This is a genomic window from Staphylococcus borealis (assembly GCF_001224225.1).
Lineage (GTDB): Bacteria > Bacillota > Bacilli > Staphylococcales > Staphylococcaceae > Staphylococcus > Staphylococcus borealis.
Genome location: NZ_CUEE01000001.1, coordinates 446,192 through 467,822 on the forward strand (window position 1 = coordinate 446,192; position 21,631 = coordinate 467,822).

Annotated in this window: 18 protein-coding genes; 4 read left to right on the top strand and 14 right to left on the bottom strand. The window is 35.7% G+C overall.

The features are described 5' to 3' along the window. Positions 1 to 126 precede the first annotated feature (126 nt). On the bottom strand, positions 127 to 1,617 hold the full coding sequence (gene betB / locus AK212_RS02190; RefSeq protein ID WP_053028916.1) for a betaine-aldehyde dehydrogenase: 1,491 nt from the start codon (positions 1,615 to 1,617) through the stop codon (positions 127 to 129). Between the two features lie 262 nt (positions 1,618 to 1,879). Here betB and cudC point away from each other — a divergent pair, with 262 nt between their 5' ends. Then, positions 1,880 to 2,434 carry a choline uptake/conversion transcriptional regulator CudC gene (gene cudC, locus AK212_RS02195; RefSeq protein WP_053028917.1) on the top strand — a complete coding sequence of 185 codons (555 nt, stop codon included), beginning with the start codon at positions 1,880 to 1,882 and terminating at the stop codon, positions 2,432 to 2,434. Between the two features lie 58 nt (positions 2,435 to 2,492). On the opposite strand, the gene AK212_RS02200 is transcribed toward cudC, so the two are convergent. From AK212_RS02200 to AK212_RS02255, 12 genes are all read right to left on the bottom strand, one after another. Then, positions 2,493 to 4,115: a BCCT family transporter gene (locus AK212_RS02200; protein WP_053028918.1), complete on the bottom strand. Its 1,623-nt coding sequence runs from the start codon at positions 4,113 to 4,115 to the stop codon at positions 2,493 to 2,495. Positions 4,116 to 4,479: 364 nt separating this feature from the next. Further along, entirely contained in the window at positions 4,480 to 5,772 is a 1,293-nt protein-coding gene (locus AK212_RS02205; protein ID WP_053028919.1) for an anaerobic C4-dicarboxylate transporter family protein, read from the bottom strand. A gap of 225 nt (positions 5,773 to 5,997) precedes the next feature. After that, positions 5,998 to 6,252 (bottom strand): hypothetical protein, encoded by a 255-nt coding sequence (locus AK212_RS02210; RefSeq protein WP_053028920.1) that lies wholly within the window; start codon positions 6,250 to 6,252, stop codon positions 5,998 to 6,000. Positions 6,253 to 6,430: 178 nt separating this feature from the next. Further along, positions 6,431 to 7,204, bottom strand: coding sequence for a CHAP domain-containing protein (locus AK212_RS02215; RefSeq protein ID WP_053028921.1), 774 nt, complete (start codon positions 7,202 to 7,204; stop codon positions 6,431 to 6,433). A 684-nt stretch (positions 7,205 to 7,888) separates the two neighbouring features. Beyond that, complete coding sequence (gene cysC / locus AK212_RS02220; protein ID WP_053028922.1) at positions 7,889 to 8,488, bottom strand: adenylyl-sulfate kinase; 600 nt, start codon at positions 8,486 to 8,488, stop codon at positions 7,889 to 7,891. Between the two features lie 15 nt (positions 8,489 to 8,503). Beyond that, positions 8,504 to 9,682 (bottom strand): sulfate adenylyltransferase, encoded by a 1,179-nt coding sequence (gene sat / locus AK212_RS02225; protein WP_053028924.1) that lies wholly within the window; start codon positions 9,680 to 9,682, stop codon positions 8,504 to 8,506. Positions 9,683 to 9,727: 45 nt separating this feature from the next. After that, positions 9,728 to 10,603, bottom strand: a complete 876-nt coding sequence (locus AK212_RS02230) for a sulfite exporter TauE/SafE family protein (RefSeq protein WP_053028926.1) — start codon at positions 10,601 to 10,603, stop codon at positions 9,728 to 9,730. 20 nt (positions 10,604 to 10,623) lie between these two features. Then, positions 10,624 to 11,235 carry an NAD(P)-binding protein gene (locus AK212_RS02235; RefSeq protein WP_053028928.1) on the bottom strand — a complete coding sequence of 204 codons (612 nt, stop codon included), beginning with the start codon at positions 11,233 to 11,235 and terminating at the stop codon, positions 10,624 to 10,626. A 50-nt stretch (positions 11,236 to 11,285) separates the two neighbouring features. Continuing rightward, positions 11,286 to 12,050: a uroporphyrinogen-III C-methyltransferase gene (gene cobA / locus AK212_RS02240; protein ID WP_053028930.1), complete on the bottom strand. Its 765-nt coding sequence runs from the start codon at positions 12,048 to 12,050 to the stop codon at positions 11,286 to 11,288. Between the two features lie 35 nt (positions 12,051 to 12,085). Continuing rightward, on the bottom strand, positions 12,086 to 13,807 hold the full coding sequence (gene cysI, locus AK212_RS02245) for an assimilatory sulfite reductase (NADPH) hemoprotein subunit (protein ID WP_053028932.1): 1,722 nt from the start codon (positions 13,805 to 13,807) through the stop codon (positions 12,086 to 12,088). A gap of 18 nt (positions 13,808 to 13,825) precedes the next feature. Continuing rightward, positions 13,826 to 15,694, bottom strand: coding sequence for an assimilatory sulfite reductase (NADPH) flavoprotein subunit (locus tag AK212_RS02250; RefSeq protein WP_053028934.1), 1,869 nt, complete (start codon positions 15,692 to 15,694; stop codon positions 13,826 to 13,828). A gap of 175 nt (positions 15,695 to 15,869) precedes the next feature. Beyond that, entirely contained in the window at positions 15,870 to 16,601 is a 732-nt protein-coding gene (locus AK212_RS02255; protein ID WP_053028936.1) for a phosphoadenylyl-sulfate reductase, read from the bottom strand. Positions 16,602 to 16,840: 239 nt separating this feature from the next. Here AK212_RS02255 and AK212_RS02260 point away from each other — a divergent pair, with 239 nt between their 5' ends. The 3 genes from AK212_RS02260 (at position 16,841) to AK212_RS02270 (ending at position 20,693) form a co-directional block, all read left to right on the top strand. Continuing rightward, on the top strand, positions 16,841 to 18,124 hold the full coding sequence (locus AK212_RS02260) for an MFS transporter (protein WP_053028938.1): 1,284 nt from the start codon (positions 16,841 to 16,843) through the stop codon (positions 18,122 to 18,124). A 17-nt stretch (positions 18,125 to 18,141) separates the two neighbouring features. Beyond that, positions 18,142 to 19,551: a glycoside hydrolase family 32 protein gene (locus AK212_RS02265; protein WP_053028940.1), complete on the top strand. Its 1,410-nt coding sequence runs from the start codon at positions 18,142 to 18,144 to the stop codon at positions 19,549 to 19,551. 164 nt (positions 19,552 to 19,715) lie between these two features. Further along, on the top strand, positions 19,716 to 20,693 hold the full coding sequence (locus tag AK212_RS02270; protein WP_053029059.1) for a LacI family DNA-binding transcriptional regulator: 978 nt from the start codon (positions 19,716 to 19,718) through the stop codon (positions 20,691 to 20,693). 67 nt (positions 20,694 to 20,760) lie between these two features. On the opposite strand, the gene AK212_RS02275 is transcribed toward AK212_RS02270, so the two are convergent. Beyond that, entirely contained in the window at positions 20,761 to 21,558 is a 798-nt protein-coding gene (locus AK212_RS02275; protein ID WP_053028942.1) for a zinc-ribbon domain-containing protein, read from the bottom strand. Positions 21,559 to 21,631: the final 73 nt, after the last annotated feature.

Sequence of the window (21,631 nt, forward strand, 5' to 3'; positions counted from 1 at the left end):
CTTAAATTGATTATGATGTCTTTATATTTCATGCTTTTAAGTTCGATACGTACAACTTTATAACTCAAATAAATAGAGTCGCATAGTTGATTTATATTACGACTCTATCGCTCTTGCATGGATTTGTTATTTGCTAAAGAAGTTCACTGGCTCAGGATTTGTATTCGTTAAAATATGTTTACTAGTTAAATATTCTTCTAATCCTTCTTTACCTAGTTCACGTCCAATACCTGATTGTTTATAACCACCCCATGGTGCTTGTGCGAAGTATGGATGGAAATCATTAATCCAAACTGTACCAAGTTTTAATTTATTGGCTACACGTTGTGCTTTACCGATATCTTTAGTGAAGACTGCACCTGCTAAACCATAAATAGAGTCATTAGCTAATTTAATTGCTTCTTCTTCACTATCAAATCCTTCAACAGTCACAACTGGACCAAATACTTCTTCTTGAACGATACGCATTGACGTATCACAATCAGTGATTACTGTTGGTTCAAAGAACAAGCCAGCTTGTAAATCTTCTCGTTCTGGGCGTTTACCGCCAATTGCGATTGTAGCGCCATCTTCTTTTGCAATTTCCATGTAGTTTTCAATCTTACTGCGGTGTTCTGTAGAAATTACAGGTCCCATTTCAGTATCATCATCGAAACCATTACCAAGTTTGATTTTACCTACACGATCAATTAACGCCTTCTCAAAGTCGTCTTTAATATTGTTGTGTACTAAAATACGTGACCCTGCTGAACATACTTGACCTGCGTGGAAGTAACCACCATTCAAGGCTTGATCCACTGCAACTTCAAAGTCAGCATCATCAAAAATAATATTAGGATTCTTACCACCAAGTTCTAATGCAATGTTAGTAACATGATTAGCAGCATTCTTCATGATATGTTTACCTGTTTCAATGCCGCCTGTGAATGAAACTAAATCTACTTCTTCATGACCTGATAGTGTATCTCCGATCTCTTCACCACTACTTAATACTAAGTTGATAACACCTTTAGGGAAGCCAACTTCTTCCATCAATTCGAATACACGAATTGTAGTTAACGGTGTGATTTCACTTGGCTTCATAACAAGTGAGCATCCTGTTGCTAATGCTGGTGCAATCTTCCATGAAGCTTGAAGTAATGGATAATTCCAAGGTGTGATTTGTGTTACGACACCAACAGGTTCCTTAACGACCTTACTTTCAGTGTTTGGAATTGGTGAATTGATGATTTCGCCACCATCTTTATCTGCTAATCCAGCGAAATAAGTAAATACATTGGCGATGTCATCCATATCTGCATATGATTCTCCTAATGTTTTACCAGTATCTAATGTTTCTAATTTAGCTAATTCATCACGATGCTCTGTAATTTTATCTGCAATCGCTCTTACTTTTTTACCTCTGACTTCACTTGTTTCTAATGACCACTCGGCATCTTCAAATGCGCGACGTGCTGCAAGTATTGCTCTTTCTGCATCTTCAGCAGTACCTTCTGCAACCGTAAAGATAACTTCTTGGTTATAAGGATTAATAATATCTCTTGTATTTTTATTTGAACTTTCTACCCATTCACCATCGATATACTGACGGTTAGACAATTTCTCTACAAGTTCCATCAAACGACCTCCGTTAATTTTGTTAAATTTTTATTTAACGAATTTTACAGAACTAGGTTATCATACTTTTCATAGCCTTGCAAACGATATAAAACGACACAATTTTTGAGATAGACTTGAAAATACAGTGTCAAAAGTGCTAATAATAAATATGCGATTTTGAAACTTTTCACCAAACACTTTATAATGATTTAGAATTGAAAAATGAACGTCTTCGTTTATTTCTCTTTAAAAAACTAATAAGTAACAATGGAGGTGCACCATGGCACGTTCAACGAATTATGACCAAAAAATTGAAGAAGCAAAAGATCTTGTTATCAATTCAATCGGTGAAACAATGGATTTGTATGGTACAAACCGTAGCGTCGGTAATCTATACGGCACAATGGTCTTTGAAGGCAGTATGACGCTTGATGAGATGCGTGAACATTTGCAAATGAGCAAGCCGAGCATGAGTGCTGGTGTCAAGAAACTACAAGAATTTGATATTGTGAAACAGCAATTCACTCGTGGCAGCAGAAAGCAACACTTCATTGCAGAGAAGAACTTCTTCCAATTTTTCCGAAACTTTTTTACACAAAAATGGGAACGTGAAGTTGACACGAACTTAGAAGCCGTTGAAAAAGCGCAATTATTGTTAGATGAAATATTAAAAAACGCTGACTTAGATGAAGCATCTAAAGCAGAAGTTGATAAAATCCAAGCACAATTGGATCATACAAAGCAATATTGTAAATGGCTTGAAAACTTAAGTAACGCGATTGAAAGTGGCCAAATCTTCGAACATTACCCAATTCCAGAAAAAGAAGATATTTAAAAAAGCTAGAAGATTTTCGAAAGTATGACACTTCGAAAATCTTCTAGCTTTTTATTATTTATAAGTTATCATCATGTGGTTCTTCTTTAACTTGAACAATACGTAATGAACGTCGTTCAATTTCTTTATGCTTATCTGCCCTTGTTTCCAGTTTAATCCGGTCTCTATTAAGCGTAATAATAAATGAAATCATCATAAAGATAAATATCACAATTAATGGCACACTCGCTAAGATAGATGCAGTTTTCAATACCTCAAGTGCACGTTCTCCTCCAACTAACATCAGTGAGAAAGGTAATAAACATAACGCAAATGCCCAAAATAGACGGTTAGCTTTTAATGGTTCGCCAACAACTTTTTTCTGTGATGCAGCAGCTAAAATATATGAACCTGAATCAAATGTTGTTGCTAAGAATAAGAAAGCAGAAATCAAGAATAATACAACAATCAATGTTGAGAATGGCAATTGATGCATTACTTGAATAATCGTCGCTTCAGTACCATGCGTATTTAAAAAGTTAATCACATTAAATTCGCCTGTAATCTGTAAGTACACTGCATAGTTACCAAAGATACCAAAGAACAATAGACAACCTAATGTACCATAAATAATCGTACCTAAAATAACTTCTTTAAGGCGTCGTCCTTTTGAAATACGCGCTATAAACAGACCGATAAATGGTGCGTATACTAACCACCATGACCAATAGAATATCGTCCAATCTTGTGGGAAGTTAGTTTCTTTGCGTCCTTCAATTCCACCGAAAGGTTCCATCCAAGTAGCCATATGGAAGAAGTCTCTTAGCATATTACCAAAACTTGTAATTGTCGTTTCCATTATGAAAATGGTAGGACCCACGATAAACACAAAGCCTAGTAATAAGAATGATAACCATACGTTAACATCACTTAATTTTTGAATTCCCTTTTTCAGACCAGAATAGGAACTTACTGCAAACACAACTGTGATTGTCAATAAGATAATTGAACGTACAACCATATTTTCGCCATCGATACCTGTCAATTTCTCAATACCTGCAGAAATCATAGGAACACCGAGCGCAAGTGATGTTGCAGCCCCGCCAAGTAGTCCGAAAATGAATAATATATCTACTAATTTACCTAAAAATTTATCTGTTTGTCCTTTAAGAACTGGACGACATGCTTGACTAATTTTGTAAATAGGTTGTTTCTTAACGAATACTAAATAACCAATAGGTAGTGCTGGTAAGACATAAATCGCCCATGCGATTGGTCCCCAATGGAACATACCATATTGCGTGGCATATGTAAGTGCTTCATCTGACATCGCTTTTGCACCATTTGGTGGCACTTGATAATAGAAAGCCCACTCAATGACACCCCAATATAATATGTCTGATCCAATACCTGCACAGAATAACATAGACGCCCAACTGAAGTTATTAAATTCAGGTCTATCCGTTGCTTTTCCAAGCGTCACATTACCGTAGCGACCGAACGCAATATATAATACAAAGAATAAAACGGCTAATCCCATAAATAAATACACTGATCCAATTGAATTGGATATCGCACTGTTGATATCAGTAATTACTTTTTCACTGGCTTCCGGAAAAATCATCATCGGTGTAACAGCCACAAGTAATACGACTACCGTCCCTATAAAAGTCGGCCAATCCATAATTTTTTCTCGTTTCAATTATGTTCCTCCTCAAAATAGTTGTTTCGATAAAAATTAAAAAACCACTTTCTTGTCACGGTTTATTCACATATTGACGATATCTAAAATTAAATAAAAATGCAAATTACATTCAAATTATACTTTTCAGTTTATTGAATAAATATATATTTCAGACATATTTTAAAGCTTTAGAAATTGCTATAACAACAGCGTTAAATTTAAACTTAACGTATTTAACAAATTTTATTTTGTATTATTTTTGCATAATCATACCCTTATAATGAATTTATATTTATTTAACATTTTTTAAATTTCTCATTTTACTCCTAAAAAAGACTACAAATCATCGAGCATGTCGCCCAAAAATTTGTAGTCTCTATATTTAAAATCCTAATATCGATTTTATTAAGAATCCAACTATAATCGATACGCCAATCGCAAAGAATCCTGGAATAATGAAACTTGTTGCTCGTGTACGTCCAGTCTCATCTAAATTAACCGCAAATAATAGCGTTGGTTGTGCAGGAATAACGAAGTTGACATTGAGCGTTTGCACCATTGCAATAAAGTACATTGGTGGAATGCCCATACTCATAACAATTGGCACCATAATCGATGCGGTTGCAGTTTGAGAGATGACGATCATCGCCACTACAGCAACTAAGACAATGACTAACCAAGGTATAGATTGGATTGTTTGTCCGATATCCTCTTGAATAATTTTTAAGTTTTGAGGTGCGTTAAATACAGTTGCACCTAACCAGCCAGGTCCGAGTACTGCAAAGAGTGCACCAATAGCGGATTGTGCAATATTGGAAGACAAGATATCACTCGTATTAATCTTCATCATTAATAGATTAATCGCAACACTCAAATACATAAAGAACTGTACAATTTCTGTCATTGTTACGTTAACTTGTTCACCATCGACGTTAAAGGCTGGCATTAAATTTGGAAAGATACCAAATGTTAATATTGCTGACACACATAGTAAAAAGCTAACTACACCTAATTTAGTTTTAGTTGAAAATGATTGTTTAACAGATACTTCAGGTGTATGCGCCATTTCACTCGGCGTAACTGATGTCTTTCGACCGACAAACGTACAAAAGACACTTAACATTAGCATTGTAATAATCGCTGTAGGTAATACAATACTTAAATATTGTCCCATCGATATATGATAACCTGCCATTACCGAAATAATGTAGGCTGTTGCTGATGCTGCCGGACTACATAATAAAGCTAAATTAGCAGTCAATACAGAAGCAGTAAGCGGTCGCTTAGGTTGTATATTAGCCTTAACCGCAGTTTTGGCAATAATAGGTTCTAAGGATAACGCAATATTTGCTGTACCTACGCCAAACACAAATAAAAAGACAATCATTGGCGCTATAAAAATAATCGATCTTGGAAAGCGTTCGATAACTTTGGAAGCGAGAAAGACTAAATAGTCAATACCTCCTGTAGCTTGCAAGGTACCACCAGCGATACCAATGGATAAAATAATTAATACTGCAGTAACAGGCGCTGAACCTGGGGGCAATTGAAAGCCAAAGATCATTATGAGTTGTGCCACAATGGCGAAGATACCACACCCTAATGCACCAGCCGCACGAAGCCCTAATAATATAGCTAGTATCATTATGATGATTTCTACTACAAACAGTAGCATGATGAAAGCTCCTAACTTTTCTGAAAATTATTGTGATTTTTTTAACATAAATAGTTTATCACTTGCAGATGTCAAAAGTATAGAATTGTAGATAATTTAAAATATTAAATGTAAATAAAATGTGAACTCACATTCTGACATACTCATTTCAATTAACTATTATCCCACTCTAAAAAACCTTGAAAGTATGCTGCTTCTAGCATCTTTCAAGGTCGATATTATCTATTATTTTGGATGGTCATCTTTGAGTGTTCCTTTTTTAATTGGGGCCGCTTCGTAATCACCCTCGATTTCTTTATCTTCAGTATGACCTTTAGCCATTTCTACATTTTTCTCAGTTTCTTTACGCTTTTCTTTTTTTGAACGCTTATCATACGCACGTTCTTCTAGTAATGATCCCCAAATAAGGCCACATATCACCGCAATCGTTACGATGATAATTAATGCTAATATAATCCATTTGATTACATCAAACGTCATCTTTAGTCACCCTCCTTTACGATTCACATATACAATCTAATATTAATTTCACTTATTATTATGTTTCCCGTTATACCTCCGCTTCAATCACACGATGCGCTATCTTGACATGCCCTTTTCCAAAAAGAAAAAACCACGACGCCGTTAGATTAGACATCGTGGTTAAAATGATTTCAAATTATGAAATGTAGTTATATGAACCAGCTTGGCTAGCTGAGATTGTACGTGATGATACGACACCAGGTCCACCGTTATAGTTCATTTCTGAAACTTTAACTGAACCGTCAGCGTTAACACTTTCAACGTATGCAACGTGACCGTATGCACCTTGAGACGTTTGCATTACTGCACCTGCTTTAGGTGTGTTGTTAACTGTATAGCCATCTGCAGCAGCTGCAGTTGCCCAGTTATTTGCGTTGCCCCAAGTGCTACCAATTTTACCGCCTACTTTGTCATATACATAATACGTACATTGACCAGCAGTGTATAGGTTTGCACCGCCACTTGATTTACCTGATAATGCTGCACTACTTGAGCTTGTTGATTGAGTAGTTGGTGCGTTTTGAGTTGTTACTTTAACGTTACGATCTGAAGTTGAATAGTTAGCACCTAAACCGCCACCAGCATTATTGTTTGCTGTGTAAGATTGTGTATTTTGGCTAGATTGATTGTTATTGTAGTTGTAATTGTAGTTATTGTATGATTGTGTATTGTTTACTGCTTGGTTGCCAGTGTATTGTTGACCACTTTGTTGCGCTTGAGCTGGGCTCCAGTTACCTTGCCATTGATAATGGTAATTACCTTGTTGGTCAATTGTGTATGTGTAACTGTATGAATATGGGTCATTAGGGTTATATCCATTATTATTTTCCGCTGCGTCTGCATCCTGATGTGCTAATCCAAATGTTGCAATACCTGCTGTTGCGATTGTAGCTGTAGCGATCTTTTTCATAATTAAATATCCTCCTAGAATGTTTAAAGCTTTTTATCTCGTGGCTACCTGCAATTGACATATTAGAAATTTTAAATCATTCAATTCAAAATGTTTTTAAGTAATTTTTTCTTCGCTAATTAACGACAAGACATACTCTAACAGACACACAACGGTTTGTGTGGAATGTTAAGGCTTTGTAAATGAATCATAATAATTTTACTTCGTATGTAATAAACATAGACTTATATTACAACTTGTAAAACACGCCTGTGCCAAGACTTATAGCACGTTAATCAACAGTGTATTCACACGCTTTGTAATTTATCTGATTATTTTAGACATGTTTTATTTCATGAAAAGTGGGAAGTGTGAAGCGTTTTCTCATAATAGCGGGAAGTCATTTTAGAGTGGATGATATATAATCATAAGCATAAGAATGGGAGTGGGACAGAATTCTTTTAAATTCGTCGTCCCACCCCTGCAAAGGTGACTAGAACTGAGAAAAGCTTGATTTAAGCGCCTTCTCAGTTCAGTCAACTACTGCTAATTTGCTAAATAGCATTATTATATTATTTATGTCCCAGACTCATTGTAAAAGATGGACATACCGCGATATATTTTTGAAATTTGTAGTTCTCTCAACATTGACAATTAAAAAGCGTATTGCCAATTTCAAAATAACTGACAATACGCTTGCTTTCATTAAATATATTGCTTTTCTTTCAAGTATTCAATAATTGTATTAACTGATGCTTCTACACTTTGATGTTCAGTATCAATAGTAATTTCTGGTTGATGTGGTACTTCATATGGTGCACTAATACCTGTGAATTCTTTGATTTCGCCAGCGCGTGCCTTTTTATAAAGACCTTTAGGGTCACGTTGTTCACATGCTTCAACGCTGCATGCTGTATATACTTCAATGAATTCGCCATCCTCTAAAATCGCGCGAACGTCATCACGGTCGGCTCTGTACGGCGAGATAAAAGCTGTAATAGCAATTGTACCTGCATCTACAAGCAATTTACTCACTTCACCGATACGTCGAATATTTTCCTTACGATCTTCTGGACTGAAGCCTAAGTTGTTATTTAAACCGTGACGAACGTTATCTCCGTCTAAGCGATAGGAATGCTTCCCTAATTGGAACAATGCTTTTTCAAGTGCAACGGATACGGTTGATTTCCCAGAGCCTGATAATCCTGTAAACCATATCACTACACTTTTATGACCATTTTGTTGTTGTCTATCTGACTTGGTAACTTCAGAATCGTGCCATGTAATATTCGTTGATTGACTCATGTTAACCCCTCCGAATTAATTTTGTTTTAAACCTTTAATTAAGACTTCCGCTACTTCAGGTCTAGAGAATTTAGTAGGTAATGATTCACCGTTTCTTAATTTTTCTCTTACTTTCGTACCACTTAAGTGAACATGTTCTGATGCGTCATGTGGGCAAGTTTTAGCTGTAGCCATGTTGCCGCATTTTTCACAATAAAAGGCATGCTCAAATTTCAATATTTGAATATCTAATTCATCTTCAAACTGAGAAATTAATTCTTGTGCTTCATATGTGCCGTAATAATCGCCTACACCTGCATGGTCACGACCTACAATGAAGTGTGTGCAACCATAGTTCTTACGTACGGTCGCATGTAGAATCGCTTCACGTGGTCCAGCATAACGCATTGCTGCTGGATAAATGACTAAACGCGCTCTATCTTGAGGGAAATAGTTCTTTAAAATAGCTTGATAACTTTCCATACGAACATCTGCTGGAATATCGTCTGCTTTCGTTTCTCCTACTAATGGGTTAAGTAACAAACCATCTACAATTTCTAATGCAGATTTTTGGATATATTCATGTGCACGATGAACAGGATTTCTTGTTTGGAAACCTACGACAGTCTTCCATCCTAAATCATGGAATAATTGACGTGTTTCTGCTGGATCTAAATGGAAATCAGAGAATTCATCATGTTTAGGTCGATTGATTAATTGAATTGGACCTGCTAGATACACATTACCTTTGTCATACACTTTTTTAACACCTGGATGGGCGTCATCTGTTGTACCGTAGACATTTTTCGCTTCTTTAGTCTTATCATACGTATATTTTTCTTCTAATTTCAATGTGCCATATAATTCACCATCTTCGCCATATAAAGCGATGTCATCGCCAATAGCTAATTTATCCGCTTCTTCTTCAGTAACTGGTAATGTAATCGGAATACTCCACACTAATCCATTTTCAAGATGTGTTGTTTCAACTACTTTAGTATAATCCGCTTCGCCCATAAATCCTGTTAATGGACTAAAACCACCAATGCCGATTAATTCTAAGTCAGAAATTGACCAAGGATTCAACGTAATCACTTTATAAGATTGTGCTGCTTCAAGAAGATGTGCTCTTTCTTCGCCTTCTACTACACGGTTAATTAACTCGCCACCATGTGGTTTAATCGTATAATTAATAATCTGTTCATGTGTTGCCATTATTGATAACCCCTTTTCCAATTAATTAGATTAGTTTACTCGGTTTTATTTATAAGAAAAAGACAATTTTTTGTTGCGAATGACAGTGATAATAACAAGTATCACAATCGCACAAACAATTGCGAATCTTACAACATTTGTAATTGTGTCATCATGTACAAAATACGTCATTAATGCGTTGCTATTGGTGAAGATGATTAATCCACCCACACAAATGGCCAAAATATTAATAGGTAATATCTTAGTTAAGTAAGCTGAAATAGGTGCCGCCACCATGCCACCAACACTTAATGCAATCACAAACCACCAATTAATTTGTGTAATACCTAAGAAGATGATGAAACTTAATGACGTTGATAATGTTACAAAAAACTCACTCGCGGATACTGTACCAATCGCATACCGTGGTTGTATCTTGTGACTCGCTAATAACAAAGGTGTATTAACGGGTCCCCAACCGCCGCCACCAATTGCATCTAAGAATCCAGCGATGGCACCTTGAGGTACTAGTTTAAAGCTACTTAACTTACCAACATGCGTATGGATTTCTTTATTTCTTTTAAATAAAAATTGATACAAAATATATAACCCCATTGAAAGTAAGAACAATGCGATATATGGTTTAATATAATTTCCATGTATTTGTGTCAGTAGACCTGCACCAATAAAGCCACTGATGGCACCTGGAATCGCTAACTTTAACATCGTTGGCTTATGCACATTCTCGAATTTCCAATGTGATGTTCCGGATGCAGCAGTCGTCGCTATTTCTGAAAAGTGCACCGTCGCCGATACAATTGCTGGTGCAATACCATAAGTTAATAATATGGAAGATGATGAGGCACCGAATCCCATTCCTAGTGATCCATCAACAAGTTGGGCTAAAAAACCAGCTAATGCAAATATAAATAATTTCCTCATATATCACATGCCCCCTGACATTAAACTTGTGATTGAAGCCATCGCATGAATTCAATTTGTTTCTCCTCATCCAAATAGTCCTCAGACAATACATGTTGTAATAATGCTTGCTTTCTAGATGGCTCTATCGTTGACGCTTTAATACGTTGTCTACTTTCATATAAAAAATCGATATAGTTTTCATATCGTTCATCATAAGTATCTTGCAATGTCGATATAATTTGTCGTCCTAATTTAGGACTTGCACCATCAGTCGATACACTAATGGTTAATTTGCCACGTTTCAGCACACTAGGAAACGTCACATCACCAGCAGAAGCATCAGCCGCATGATTTAATAGCGTACCTTCTGGCAAACTATCTTTAACATATTGATTTACTTCTGGTTGATCAGTCGCAATAATGACTAGATATGCGTGACTTATATCTTGTGGTTCAAAGCCTTTTTCAGACCACGTGACACGTTGTTGCTGCAGTAATGTATGTAATTCTGTGGTGATTGAAGGACTAACAATATGAACACGGGCACCATATTCTACTAAAGATGTTGCTCGTCTCGTTGCTACGTTCCCACCACCAACAATGACAATCTTTTTATCTTGTAAATCAATCATAAGTGGCATACTGCTCATATTGCTTCCTCCTTGAACATTAATTATGTTTCATTTTAATTTATTAAAAATTAAGGTAACGTCATTTCTAAATCTGAAGTTTGTTCTTTAAACCAGCTGATTTTGTGTCGCATTTGGACAACATCACCAATAATAATCATAGCTGGATTTTGAATTTCTGAAGCGCGTTCTACGATGTTCCCTAATGTACCATCGATGGTCTTTTGAGACGATGTCGTACCTAAATGTACGAGCGCCACAGGAGTGTCTATGGATTTACCATGATTTATGAGTAATTGACAAATTTCAGGTAAGCGTTTGACGCCCATATACACACACAGTGTTTCTGGGCCATGTGCTAAATGTGCCCAATAATCATCTTTAGACATACCTGGTTTATTCACCGCCGTTACAAGCGCAACTGACGAACTATAATCTCTATGCGTGACAGGAATACCTGCATAAGCCGGTGCAGCAATACCAGATGTAATGCCTGGCACGATTTCAAATGGAATTTGATGGTGTGCCAAGATTTCCGCTTCTTCACCACCACGCCCAAAGACGAATGGGTCACCACCTTTTAAACGAGTGATAACATGACCTTTTTTCGCTAAATTGACCAACATACGATTGGTTTCTTCCTGTGGCAAGGAATGTTTATTTGGATCTTTACCACAATAGAAGAACTTCGTCCCAGGTTTAGCTAATTCTAAAATATCTTTATTAACTAAGCGATCATATAAAATGACATCTGACGTTTGAATGGCTTTCATACCTTTAATCGTTAGTAACTCAGGATCGCCAGGTCCTGCACCTACTAGATAAACTTTCCCCATGTTGTCACCCCGTTTAAAACAACTTATCTCAAACTTTAACTATGGAAATCTTGTCCGCCATGAACTTTAGCTACTACACCTGAGCGAATAACAAAGTCACCGAAGCGTTCACCTTCAAGACGTTCTTTACCATAGTCCATTAGAATTGGACGTAAACTTTCAAGAATTTCTTGTTCTCCAATATTCTCTTTATACAATTTATTTAAGCGTTCACCTTTGAAGCCACCGCCTAAATACATATTATATTTACCTGGTGCTTTACCAATAAATGCAATTTCTGCAAGTGCTGGTCTTGCACAACCATTTGGACACCCTGTCATTCGGATTGTGATTTCTTCATCATTCACACCCGCTTCATCTAATAAATCTTCAATCTTAGAAATTAATGATGGTAAATAACGTTCTGACTCAGCCATAGCTAAACCGCATGTTGGGAATGCAACGCACGCCATAGAGTTTCGTCTTAATCCTGTATAATTTTTACCATCTGTAAGACCATATTGATCGATGAGATTTTGAATTTCTTCTTTTTTCTCAGGAGTTACATTTGCAATAATTAAATTTTGATTTGGAGATAATCTGAAGTCGCCCGTATGTGTTTCTGCAATTTTTCGTAATGCCGTTTTTAACTGATAATCTTCTGTATCTTTCACGCGTCCATTTTGAATGAATAATGTATAATTCCAAACACCTTCGTCACCTTCTATCCAACCTAGACGGTCACCATTGTGCTCGAATTCAAAGTCGCGCGCATCTTCAATGTCCCAACCTAAACGCGTATTCAATTCTTCGACAACCTTATCTACGCCTAAGCGGTCAACTGTATATTTGAATCGTGCGTTTTTACGGTTCTCACGATTACCATAATCACGTTGAATGGTTAAGATCTTCTCACAAACATCAACGACTTTACCTTTAGGAACAAAGCCAGCTAAACGACCAACTTGTGGGTACGTATCGGTATTTCCGTGTGTCATACCCATACCGCCACCAATTGTGACATTGAATCCGATAAGTGTTCCATCTTCAACAATACCGATAAGCCCGATATCTTGAGAATACACGTCAATATCATTAGATGGCGGTAGTGCAATACCAATTTTAAATTTACGTGGTAAATATTTCTTACCATACATTGGTTCGATTTCTTCTGAAGAATCTAATACTTTTTCGCCGTCTAACCAAATTTCATGATAGGCATTCGTCTTAGGTAATAGATGGTCACTGATTTGAGTTGCATAATCGTTAATTTCTTTATGAATATGTGATTGATATGGATTAGGATTACACATTGTATTACGATTCACGTCCCCGCATGCCGCAATCGTATCAAGTACTGATTCATTAATTTTCTTCATAGATGTTTTTAAATTTCTTTTTAAAATGCCGTGAAATTGGAACGTCTGACGTGTCGTTAATTTCAATGTATGATTTGCGTAGTTGTTTGAAATGTCATCCATGGCAATCCATTGTTCAGGTGTCGCAGTCCCACCAGGTAGACGTACACGAATCATAAAGCTATAGGCTGGTTCTAACTTCTGTTTACGACGTTCATCGCGTAAATCTCTATCATCTTGTTGATAACTACCATGGAATTTCAATAGTTTAGTGTCATCATCTGAAATGGCACCAGTAAGTGGGTCTGCTAAGCCTTGCTCAATTGTCCCACGCAAATAATTACTTTCGTCTTTTAAATATTCTAAAGCATCTAGCTTCTTATCCAGTTCATCTGACATCTGCTTATTTGTCTTAGCCATTAAGTACCACCCTTTCTATTAGTACACATCGCGTTGATAACGTTTGTCTTTCTTCATTTGTTTAAGATATGCTTCAGCATCCGCTTCAGATAAGTGTTGTTCTTTCACTAGAACGCTACGGATAGCTTCATGTACATCTTTCGCCATATGTTTTTCATCACCACAAATGTAAATTGAAGCACCATTTTGAAGCCATTCATTAAATTCTTTACTATGTTCAGCAATACGATGTTGGACGTATACTTTTTCATCTGTATCACGTGAGAAGGCCACATCCATCTTACCTAGCACACCGTCTTTCAACCATTCTTGCCATTCTGTTTGGTATAAGAAATCCGTAGTGAAATGCTGGTCTCCGAAGAATAACCACGTATTACCTTTAAAGCCATGTTCTTCGCGTTCTTGCATGTAAGCTCTAAATGGTGCAACACCTGTACCAGGACCAATCATGATTACTGGTGTATCGCCCTCTTTAGGGAACTTAAAGTTTGGATTACGTTTTAAGTAAATCGGTACTGTGTCACCTGGTTGAATACGTTCAGCAAATTGAACGGAACATACACCTGAGCGGTCACGACCATGCGCGTTATATCTGACAGCACCAACTGTAATATGCACTTCATCTGGTAGCGCTTCGTAGCTACTTGAAATTGAATATTCTCTAGGTGGTAATTTTCTTAATAATTGATATAAATTTTCAGGTTGCAATTCTGTTGTCGCAAAGTCATTTAATAAATCAATTAAGTCACGACCTGCAATATAATTTTGAACCCATTCATTATCATTGACTTTTTCTTTAAGTTCATCATTTTCGAAGAATGCTGCCGCATTGATTAGAAGCGGTTTCGTTAACTTCGTAATTTCAAAATGAGACGTTAGCGCTTCTTCCAAGCTTAGTGTGTCACCTTCATCCGAAATTTGAACTTGATCATTCGGGTCCCAACCTAATGTGCTTATTAGTAAATCAACTAATGCCGGATCGTTTTGAGGTAGCACGACTAAACAGTCACCAACTTCATAATCTTCACCGAAGTTATCTAATAGAAACTCAATATGACGCGTTTCTTTATTAGATCCTTGGCCGTTAAGATTAATGTTTTCTAAGACCTCTGCTTGATACGGATTAGCTTTAGAGAATTTCTTCTCTTTCGCTGATTTAATAGACTCACTCACAATTTGTTCATTTTGAGTGCCTTCCGGTGCGGTATCAATTGCATTGATAACGTTAGCCATCCACTTTTCAGCGTCTTCTTCATAATCTACGTCACAATCAACACGATCATAAATACGTTCTGCCCCTAATTCATCTAACTTTCTATCAAAGTCGCGACCTGTTTGACAGAAGTATTCATACGTTTGGTCACCTAAAGCAAGCACTGAGAAGCGTACGCCTTCAAGCTTAGGTGCCTTACGACCATGAATAAACTCGTGTAATTCTGCTGCGTTGTCAGGCGGATCTCCTTCACCTTGCGTAGACGTAATAATGAATAAATCTTCAACATTTTTAAGATGCTTAGGTTTGAAATCATCCATCGCCTTCAATGTCACGTTATGACCGATATTTGATAGTCGCTCTTCAAATATTTCAGCTAGACCTTGTGCATTACCTGTTTCTGAGCCATATAAGAGTGTGATTGCTCTTTTTTCTGGTGTAATCACAGGTTCATTTTGTTGGAGCATCGCCTCTGTACCTTCCGTTAACCCATCTTGATTAACTGACTGTGAAGCAGTTTGTGATGATATCGCTCCATTTGATGTTACTTGTTGGTTAGCTACTAAATATCCACTTAACCATACTTTTTGTTCAGGCGTAAGTGTTTGTAATAGTTCATTAATTTGTGCCGCTTGCCCTTCTGTAAAAGGACTATTTGTAACACTTAAATTCAATTGCATCCACCTCTTATTCCGTAAAATAACAATTATTTGATAATAGCTTTATACTACTTTTATTATGTAAGAAATATGCCCATCTGTACACTATTACCAGGCATATTTTGTCACCTTAAATATAAAACATATCAGAATACTATGTTTTATATTTAAAAAATTTTACCCATACGTATTATGGTTTATCAGCAACATGCAAGCCACATTCTGTTTTATCAAAATTAGACCATCGTCCGGCCCTAGAATCATCCGAATCAAATACAGGCGACGTACATGGAATACAACCAATACTAGGATAGTGTCGATCATGTAATGCATTGTAAGGTAACTCATGCTTCTTGATATAATCCCAAACTTCATCTTCTGTCCAATAAATTAATGGACACACTTTAACTGATTTGAAACGCTCATCTTTATTAATGAAATTGGTATGTGCACGTGTTGGCGATTGATCGCGTCTCAAACCTGAAACCCAAGCCACAGCTCCACCTAACACTTCTTCTAAAGGTTTAATCTTTCTAATGTAACAACATTGATTAGGATTATTCTTCCACAATGCTGGATTATACTTATCAGCTTGCTCTTCAAGGGTTAAATCGGGCTTCTTCATTTCAATTCGAAGCTTTGGAAAACGTGCTTTCACATTATCGATTAAGTCATACGTTTCTTGAAAATGTAAATCCGTATCTAGAAAAACAATTTGTGCATCAGGCTTAATCTGATAAATTAAATCAATTAACACCATACTTTCCGCTCCAAAACTACATGAATAAACAATGGAATCACCATATGTGCGATACGCCCATTCTAATATTTGATACGCGCCTTTCGTAGCGTCATCAGTAGACATCGTATCAATGAAAGGGTCACCCTCAAAATGTTCATATGTAATTGCCGGTACTGACATAAACTTATGGTCCCCCCTAAAATTTCACAAATTTATTAATCTAATACCTATCAGAATTGTCAGAATAATATGTTACTACTTTATCGAGTTTCGGCTATAAAGTCAAGGTGCTGGAGAGAAATTAAAATGTGTTAAATAAAATTTAAACATTTTATGACAACCGGTTGACATAAAAGGACGCTGAATATAAACTTTAATTAAATTTAAGAAAGCGTTTCCAAATATTGAGGAGAGATATTATGAATATGTCACATTTAATTAGTCCTTTTAAAAACAAATCTTATTTACAAACGTCATTAATCTTTATGTTATTCTTCGCATCTTGGAGTATATGGTGGTCATTTTTCCAGATATGGTTAACTTCTAAAGATAATGGACTAGGCTTAACTGGTGGCCAAGTAGGTACCATTTACTCAGCAAATTCATTTGTAACTTTGCTTTTAATGTTTGTATATGGCGTTACCCAAGATAAACTTGCAATCAAGAGAACACTATTAATTTTTTGTTCTTTATTCTCAACGTTTGTTGGACCATTTTTCATTTGGATTTATGCGCCTCTTATTCAATCAAATTTTTGGTTAGGTGCGATTATTGGTGCCATTTTCTTATCATGTGGATTTTTGGCTGCCGTTGGTGCTTATGAAGCAGTTGGAGAAAGATTTAGCCGATTTTTTAATTTTAATTATGGGCAATCGAGAGCATGGGGATCATTTGGTTATGCTGTTATGGCATTAGTTGCTGGATTTACTTTTGTCATTGACCCTCACTTAAACTTTTGGCTAGGTTCAATATTAGGTGCCATTTTACTACTTGTCTTAATTTTTTGGAAGACTGATGCAGAGCAACGTGCCAAGCATAATATTGAACAAAATGAAGAAGAATCTGTTCCGTCTATCAAAAGTATGTTGGCATTATTAAAAGTGAAAGACATTTGGATTATTGTTATTTTCATTACTTTTTCATGGTCATTTTATACAATTTTTGACCAACAAATGTTTCCAGAATTTTACACTAAACTATTTGAGAATCCTAGTGTAGGACAACAAACGTACGGTGTATTAAATTCTGTACAAGTTTTCTTTGAAGCACTGATGATGGGTATTGTTCCAATCATTATGTCAAAAATTGGCGTCAGAAAAACCTTATTACTAGGTGCAACCGTAATGTTTTTAAGAATAGGTTTATGTGGAATTGCTCAAGGTCCAATAAGCATCTCATTTATTAAGATGTTTCATGCCCTAGAAGTACCATTATTTGTCTTACCAATATTTCGTTACATAACGCTACATTTTGACACTAAAGTCTCAGCTACTATCTACATGGTTGGATATCAAGTATCTGCTCAAATTGGGCAAGTTATTTTGTCAAGTCCACTTGGAATATTAAGAGATAATATCGGTTATCAACCGACATTCTTTGTTATCTCATTCATTGTATTACTGGCTGGTATTTTTGCTTTCATCACTTTAAGAAAAGATGACGAATATGTATATGGTGATCCCTTTATAAAAAATCAAATATAATTGAAAGGAAGAAAAGAATGAATAAAGAACCAATTACAGTAACTAACACACGCTATCGTTTAGGCTATCACATAATGCCAAAATCAGGTTGGATTAATGACCCTAATGGTTTTACTTATTATAATGGCTACTATCATATTTTTTATCAACATTATCCCTATGCGCCAGAGTGGGGCCCTATGCATTGGGGACATGCAAGAAGTAAAGATTTAGTCCATTGGGAAACACTTCCAATAGCACTAACTCCTGGTGACGAAGAAGATAAGAATGGTTGTTTTTCAGGTACAGCTATCGAGAAAGATGATAGATTATACCTCTTTTATACAGGACATCATTATTATGGAGATAATGATCCAGAGTATTTCTGGCAAAATCAAAATCTTGCTTATAGTGATGATGGGGTTCATTTTATTAAATATGAAAAAAACGCTATTATTCCTCAAGCACCTGAAGATAATACACATCATTTCCGAGATCCTAAAGTATGGCAACACGGTGATAGCTATTATATGATTGTTGGTAGTCAAAACAAAGATGAACTCGGTCGAATTATCATGTATCGTTCAGAGGATTTACTAAAATGGGAATATTTAGGCCCTGTCAATGAATCAAAAGGGAAACAAACTGAAGGATATATGTGGGAATGTCCTGATTTGTTTGAAGTTGATGATAAATATGTATTCTTATTTTCTCCTCAAGGTATGGATGCTGAAGAAGAGCAATATTTAAATTTATTCCAAAATGGCTATTTTGTTGGTGAACTTGATTATGAAAGCCATAAATTCACAAGAGGTGAATTTAAAGAACTAGACCACGGCCATGACTTCTATGCACCTCAAACAATGCAAGCACCTGATGGCCGACGCATTCTTATTGGTTGGATGGCTATGTGGGAAAGTGAAATGCCTGAAAAACATGACGGTTGGTCTGGAGCATTAACATTACCTAGAGAGTTATATCTTAAGAATAATCATTTATATATGCGCCCAGTTAGCGAATTAACAACGTTACGTATAAATGATGGTACTCACAATTCACTTAATCTTAATCAACCAAGGTTATTATTAAATGATAAGTACCATGCTGAAATCAATTTAAAAGGTCCAAATAAAAATTTTAATATTGAATTCAAAAACGCTAATAATCAACTCATATCTTTAACATATGATGCTCTATCTCATAAATTTAGTCTTTATCGCTTTGATAAAGGTGATTATCGATATTCTATTATCAAAGACAGTGACATCATAAATCTTCAATTATATTTAGATACAAGTTCAGTTGAAATTTTCATTAATGATGGCGAATCTGTTTTTACTGAGCGCTACTATAGTGAAGAACCTCCACAAGTATGGGTCTCTAGTAATGACAATATTCTAATAGAATCAAGCATTTATGAGTTAAAAAATAATACCATTTCATTTTAATAATTAAAAACAAAATACTTTGAATTGCAATTAATTTATTTAATAGGAACAAGAAAAAATTCATTTTTTACTTTGAATCTTAATCTTGTTCCTTTTTAGTTAGCATTATTATTTTAATTAAGAGATAATAACTAATGATATTATTGGAAATTGGAGTGAAAGATATGAAGCCAAAATTAGAGGATGTTGCCAAGTTAGCTAATGTATCTAAAACGACTGTTTCCCGAGTTCTAAACAATCGGGGTTATATCAGTCAAAAAACTAAAGATAATGTCTATAAGGCAATGAAGGATTTAAATTATCAACCTAATTCAGCGGCTCGTCAGCTATTCAAACAAAAAACCAACATTATTGGATTGCTTTTCCCTACTGTATCGAATCCTTTTTTTGGTGAACTTATCAATGAACTTGAAACTAAATTATATAATCGAGGTTATAACGTTATTATTGGCAATTCCATGAATAATCCCGAAAAAGAGACCCATTATATGAATCAGTTACTTTCTAATCAAGTTGATGCATTAGTCGTTGGTACACATAATATAGGCATTGATCAATATAAAAATGTTAATTTACCAATTGTTGCAATTGATAGAATTGTTAACGAAGATATTCCTGATATTCGTTCAGATAATTACTACGGTGGTTTGCTAGCAACTAAACGTTTAATTAAAAATGGCGCATCTAAAATAATTCATACGAATGGTCCCATTGATGTAAATACACCTGCAAATTTAAGACAAAGTGCTTACGAAGATACCATGCAGTCACATCAACTTACTCCAATAACTTATACAATAGACTTCAGCTTAGACTATTCTAGCAAACTCAATATCTTTAAATCCATTTTCCAAGAACATCCTGATGTAGAAGCAATATTTGCTTCAAATGATACGGATGCTTTACAAATTTATCAACTCGCACTATCAATGGGTAAACGTGTTCCTGAAGACTTAAAAATTATCGGCTATGATGGCACGCAATTAATTAGAACATTAATGCCTCAACTTACATCTATTATCCAACCCATCGATGCGATTACTGACAAAGCAATTGAAATTTTAGAAAAAAGACTAAATTCGGAACCTACAGAACAAGAGTATATATTACCAGTTACCTTATGGGAAGGTTCAACTGGATAAATAAAAACCATTAATCCAACATATTAAATCGGATTAATGGTTTTTATTTCAAAAATTTTAATGCGCTTTACTCACCTGGTGCACATTCAATTAAGACAACTTTGCCATTTACTGCAGTGGCTATAATTTGAAAACCATTATTTTTAACACTATCGTATATGTATTGCCCAGCTAAATTATGATCTTCATAAGAATTATATCTAGTTATAAATGCTTGCTCACTAATGTTATCGGGTGCAACTGCAATCCTTGCTACAGTATTATATTGCGTATGAAAACTATATACCACGGCTATATTGCCATACTTTACAAAATCTTCATGAAACCCCTCAATATGAGGCATTAAAGTACCTTTTCCATATCGTTTCTCTACTTCTGCTCTAGTCATGCCTGGTTTAATGCCCATATAAGCATCCCTTGTATCCTTTTGCATAAATGATCTATGGAAATCTTCACTCATGACATCAATTTTAGGGCCTTGTAATTGCGTCGTATCTGTCACTTTGTGCTTTTCATCTTCTCTTTGTTTGGCTTTTTGCTTTTCAGCTTTAACAGGATCGTTAGACACTTTATCTTCATCCGTTGTCGCTTTCTCTTTCTTCACATGCGTCGTCGTAGTCGCAGTCTGTTTTGGCTGTTCTGTTTCCTTTAAAAAGAAATGATAATACGCAAAACAACAACTGACGATAATGCCAATAACGACCAACCCAACTAATACAAATGGCCAAATCCTTGTTTTATGAGTAGGCGGTTCATATTGCACGCTTTCTGAAATATCTTCAAATAGATGTAAATCATAGCCACATCTATTACAAAAATGTTGCTCGTTTATCAGCTTGTTACCACACTTAGGACAAAATCTCATGATATTACCTTCTTTCACTTCATGCTGTTAAATCTAGATGTTGGGTGTGAGATTAGGTCTTTTATCTATGTCG

Excerpts from the sequence above, each read along its gene's own strand:
- AK212_RS02210 (WP_053028920.1), bottom strand. The coding sequence starts at position 6,252 with ATGACGTTTGATGTAATCAAATGGATTATATTAGCATTAATTATCATC.
- cudC (WP_053028917.1), top strand. The coding sequence starts at position 1,880 with ATGGCACGTTCAACGAATTATGACCAAAAAATTGAAGAAGCAAAAGAT.
- AK212_RS02205 (WP_053028919.1), bottom strand. The coding sequence starts at position 5,772 with ATGCTACTGTTTGTAGTAGAAATCATCATAATGATACTAGCTATATTA.
- AK212_RS02235 (WP_053028928.1), bottom strand. The coding sequence starts at position 11,235 with ATGAGCAGTATGCCACTTATGATTGATTTACAAGATAAAAAGATTGTC.
- AK212_RS02230 (WP_053028926.1), bottom strand. The coding sequence starts at position 10,603 with ATGAGGAAATTATTTATATTTGCATTAGCTGGTTTTTTAGCCCAACTT.
- cobA (WP_053028930.1), bottom strand. The coding sequence starts at position 12,050 with ATGGGGAAAGTTTATCTAGTAGGTGCAGGACCTGGCGATCCTGAGTTA.
- betB (WP_053028916.1), bottom strand. The coding sequence starts at position 1,617 with ATGGAACTTGTAGAGAAATTGTCTAACCGTCAGTATATCGATGGTGAA.
- AK212_RS02275 (WP_053028942.1), bottom strand. The coding sequence starts at position 21,558 with ATGAGATTTTGTCCTAAGTGTGGTAACAAGCTGATAAACGAGCAACAT.
- AK212_RS02255 (WP_053028936.1), bottom strand. The coding sequence starts at position 16,601 with ATGTCAGTACCGGCAATTACATATGAACATTTTGAGGGTGACCCTTTC.
- cysC (WP_053028922.1), bottom strand. The coding sequence starts at position 8,488 with ATGAGTCAATCAACGAATATTACATGGCACGATTCTGAAGTTACCAAG.
- AK212_RS02260 (WP_053028938.1), top strand. The coding sequence starts at position 16,841 with ATGAATATGTCACATTTAATTAGTCCTTTTAAAAACAAATCTTATTTA.
- cysI (WP_053028932.1), bottom strand. The coding sequence starts at position 13,807 with ATGGCTAAGACAAATAAGCAGATGTCAGATGAACTGGATAAGAAGCTA.
- sat (WP_053028924.1), bottom strand. The coding sequence starts at position 9,682 with ATGGCAACACATGAACAGATTATTAATTATACGATTAAACCACATGGT.
- AK212_RS02265 (WP_053028940.1), top strand. The coding sequence starts at position 18,142 with ATGAATAAAGAACCAATTACAGTAACTAACACACGCTATCGTTTAGGC.
- AK212_RS02270 (WP_053029059.1), top strand. The coding sequence starts at position 19,716 with ATGAAGCCAAAATTAGAGGATGTTGCCAAGTTAGCTAATGTATCTAAA.
- AK212_RS02215 (WP_053028921.1), bottom strand. The coding sequence starts at position 7,204 with ATGAAAAAGATCGCTACAGCTACAATCGCAACAGCAGGTATTGCAACA.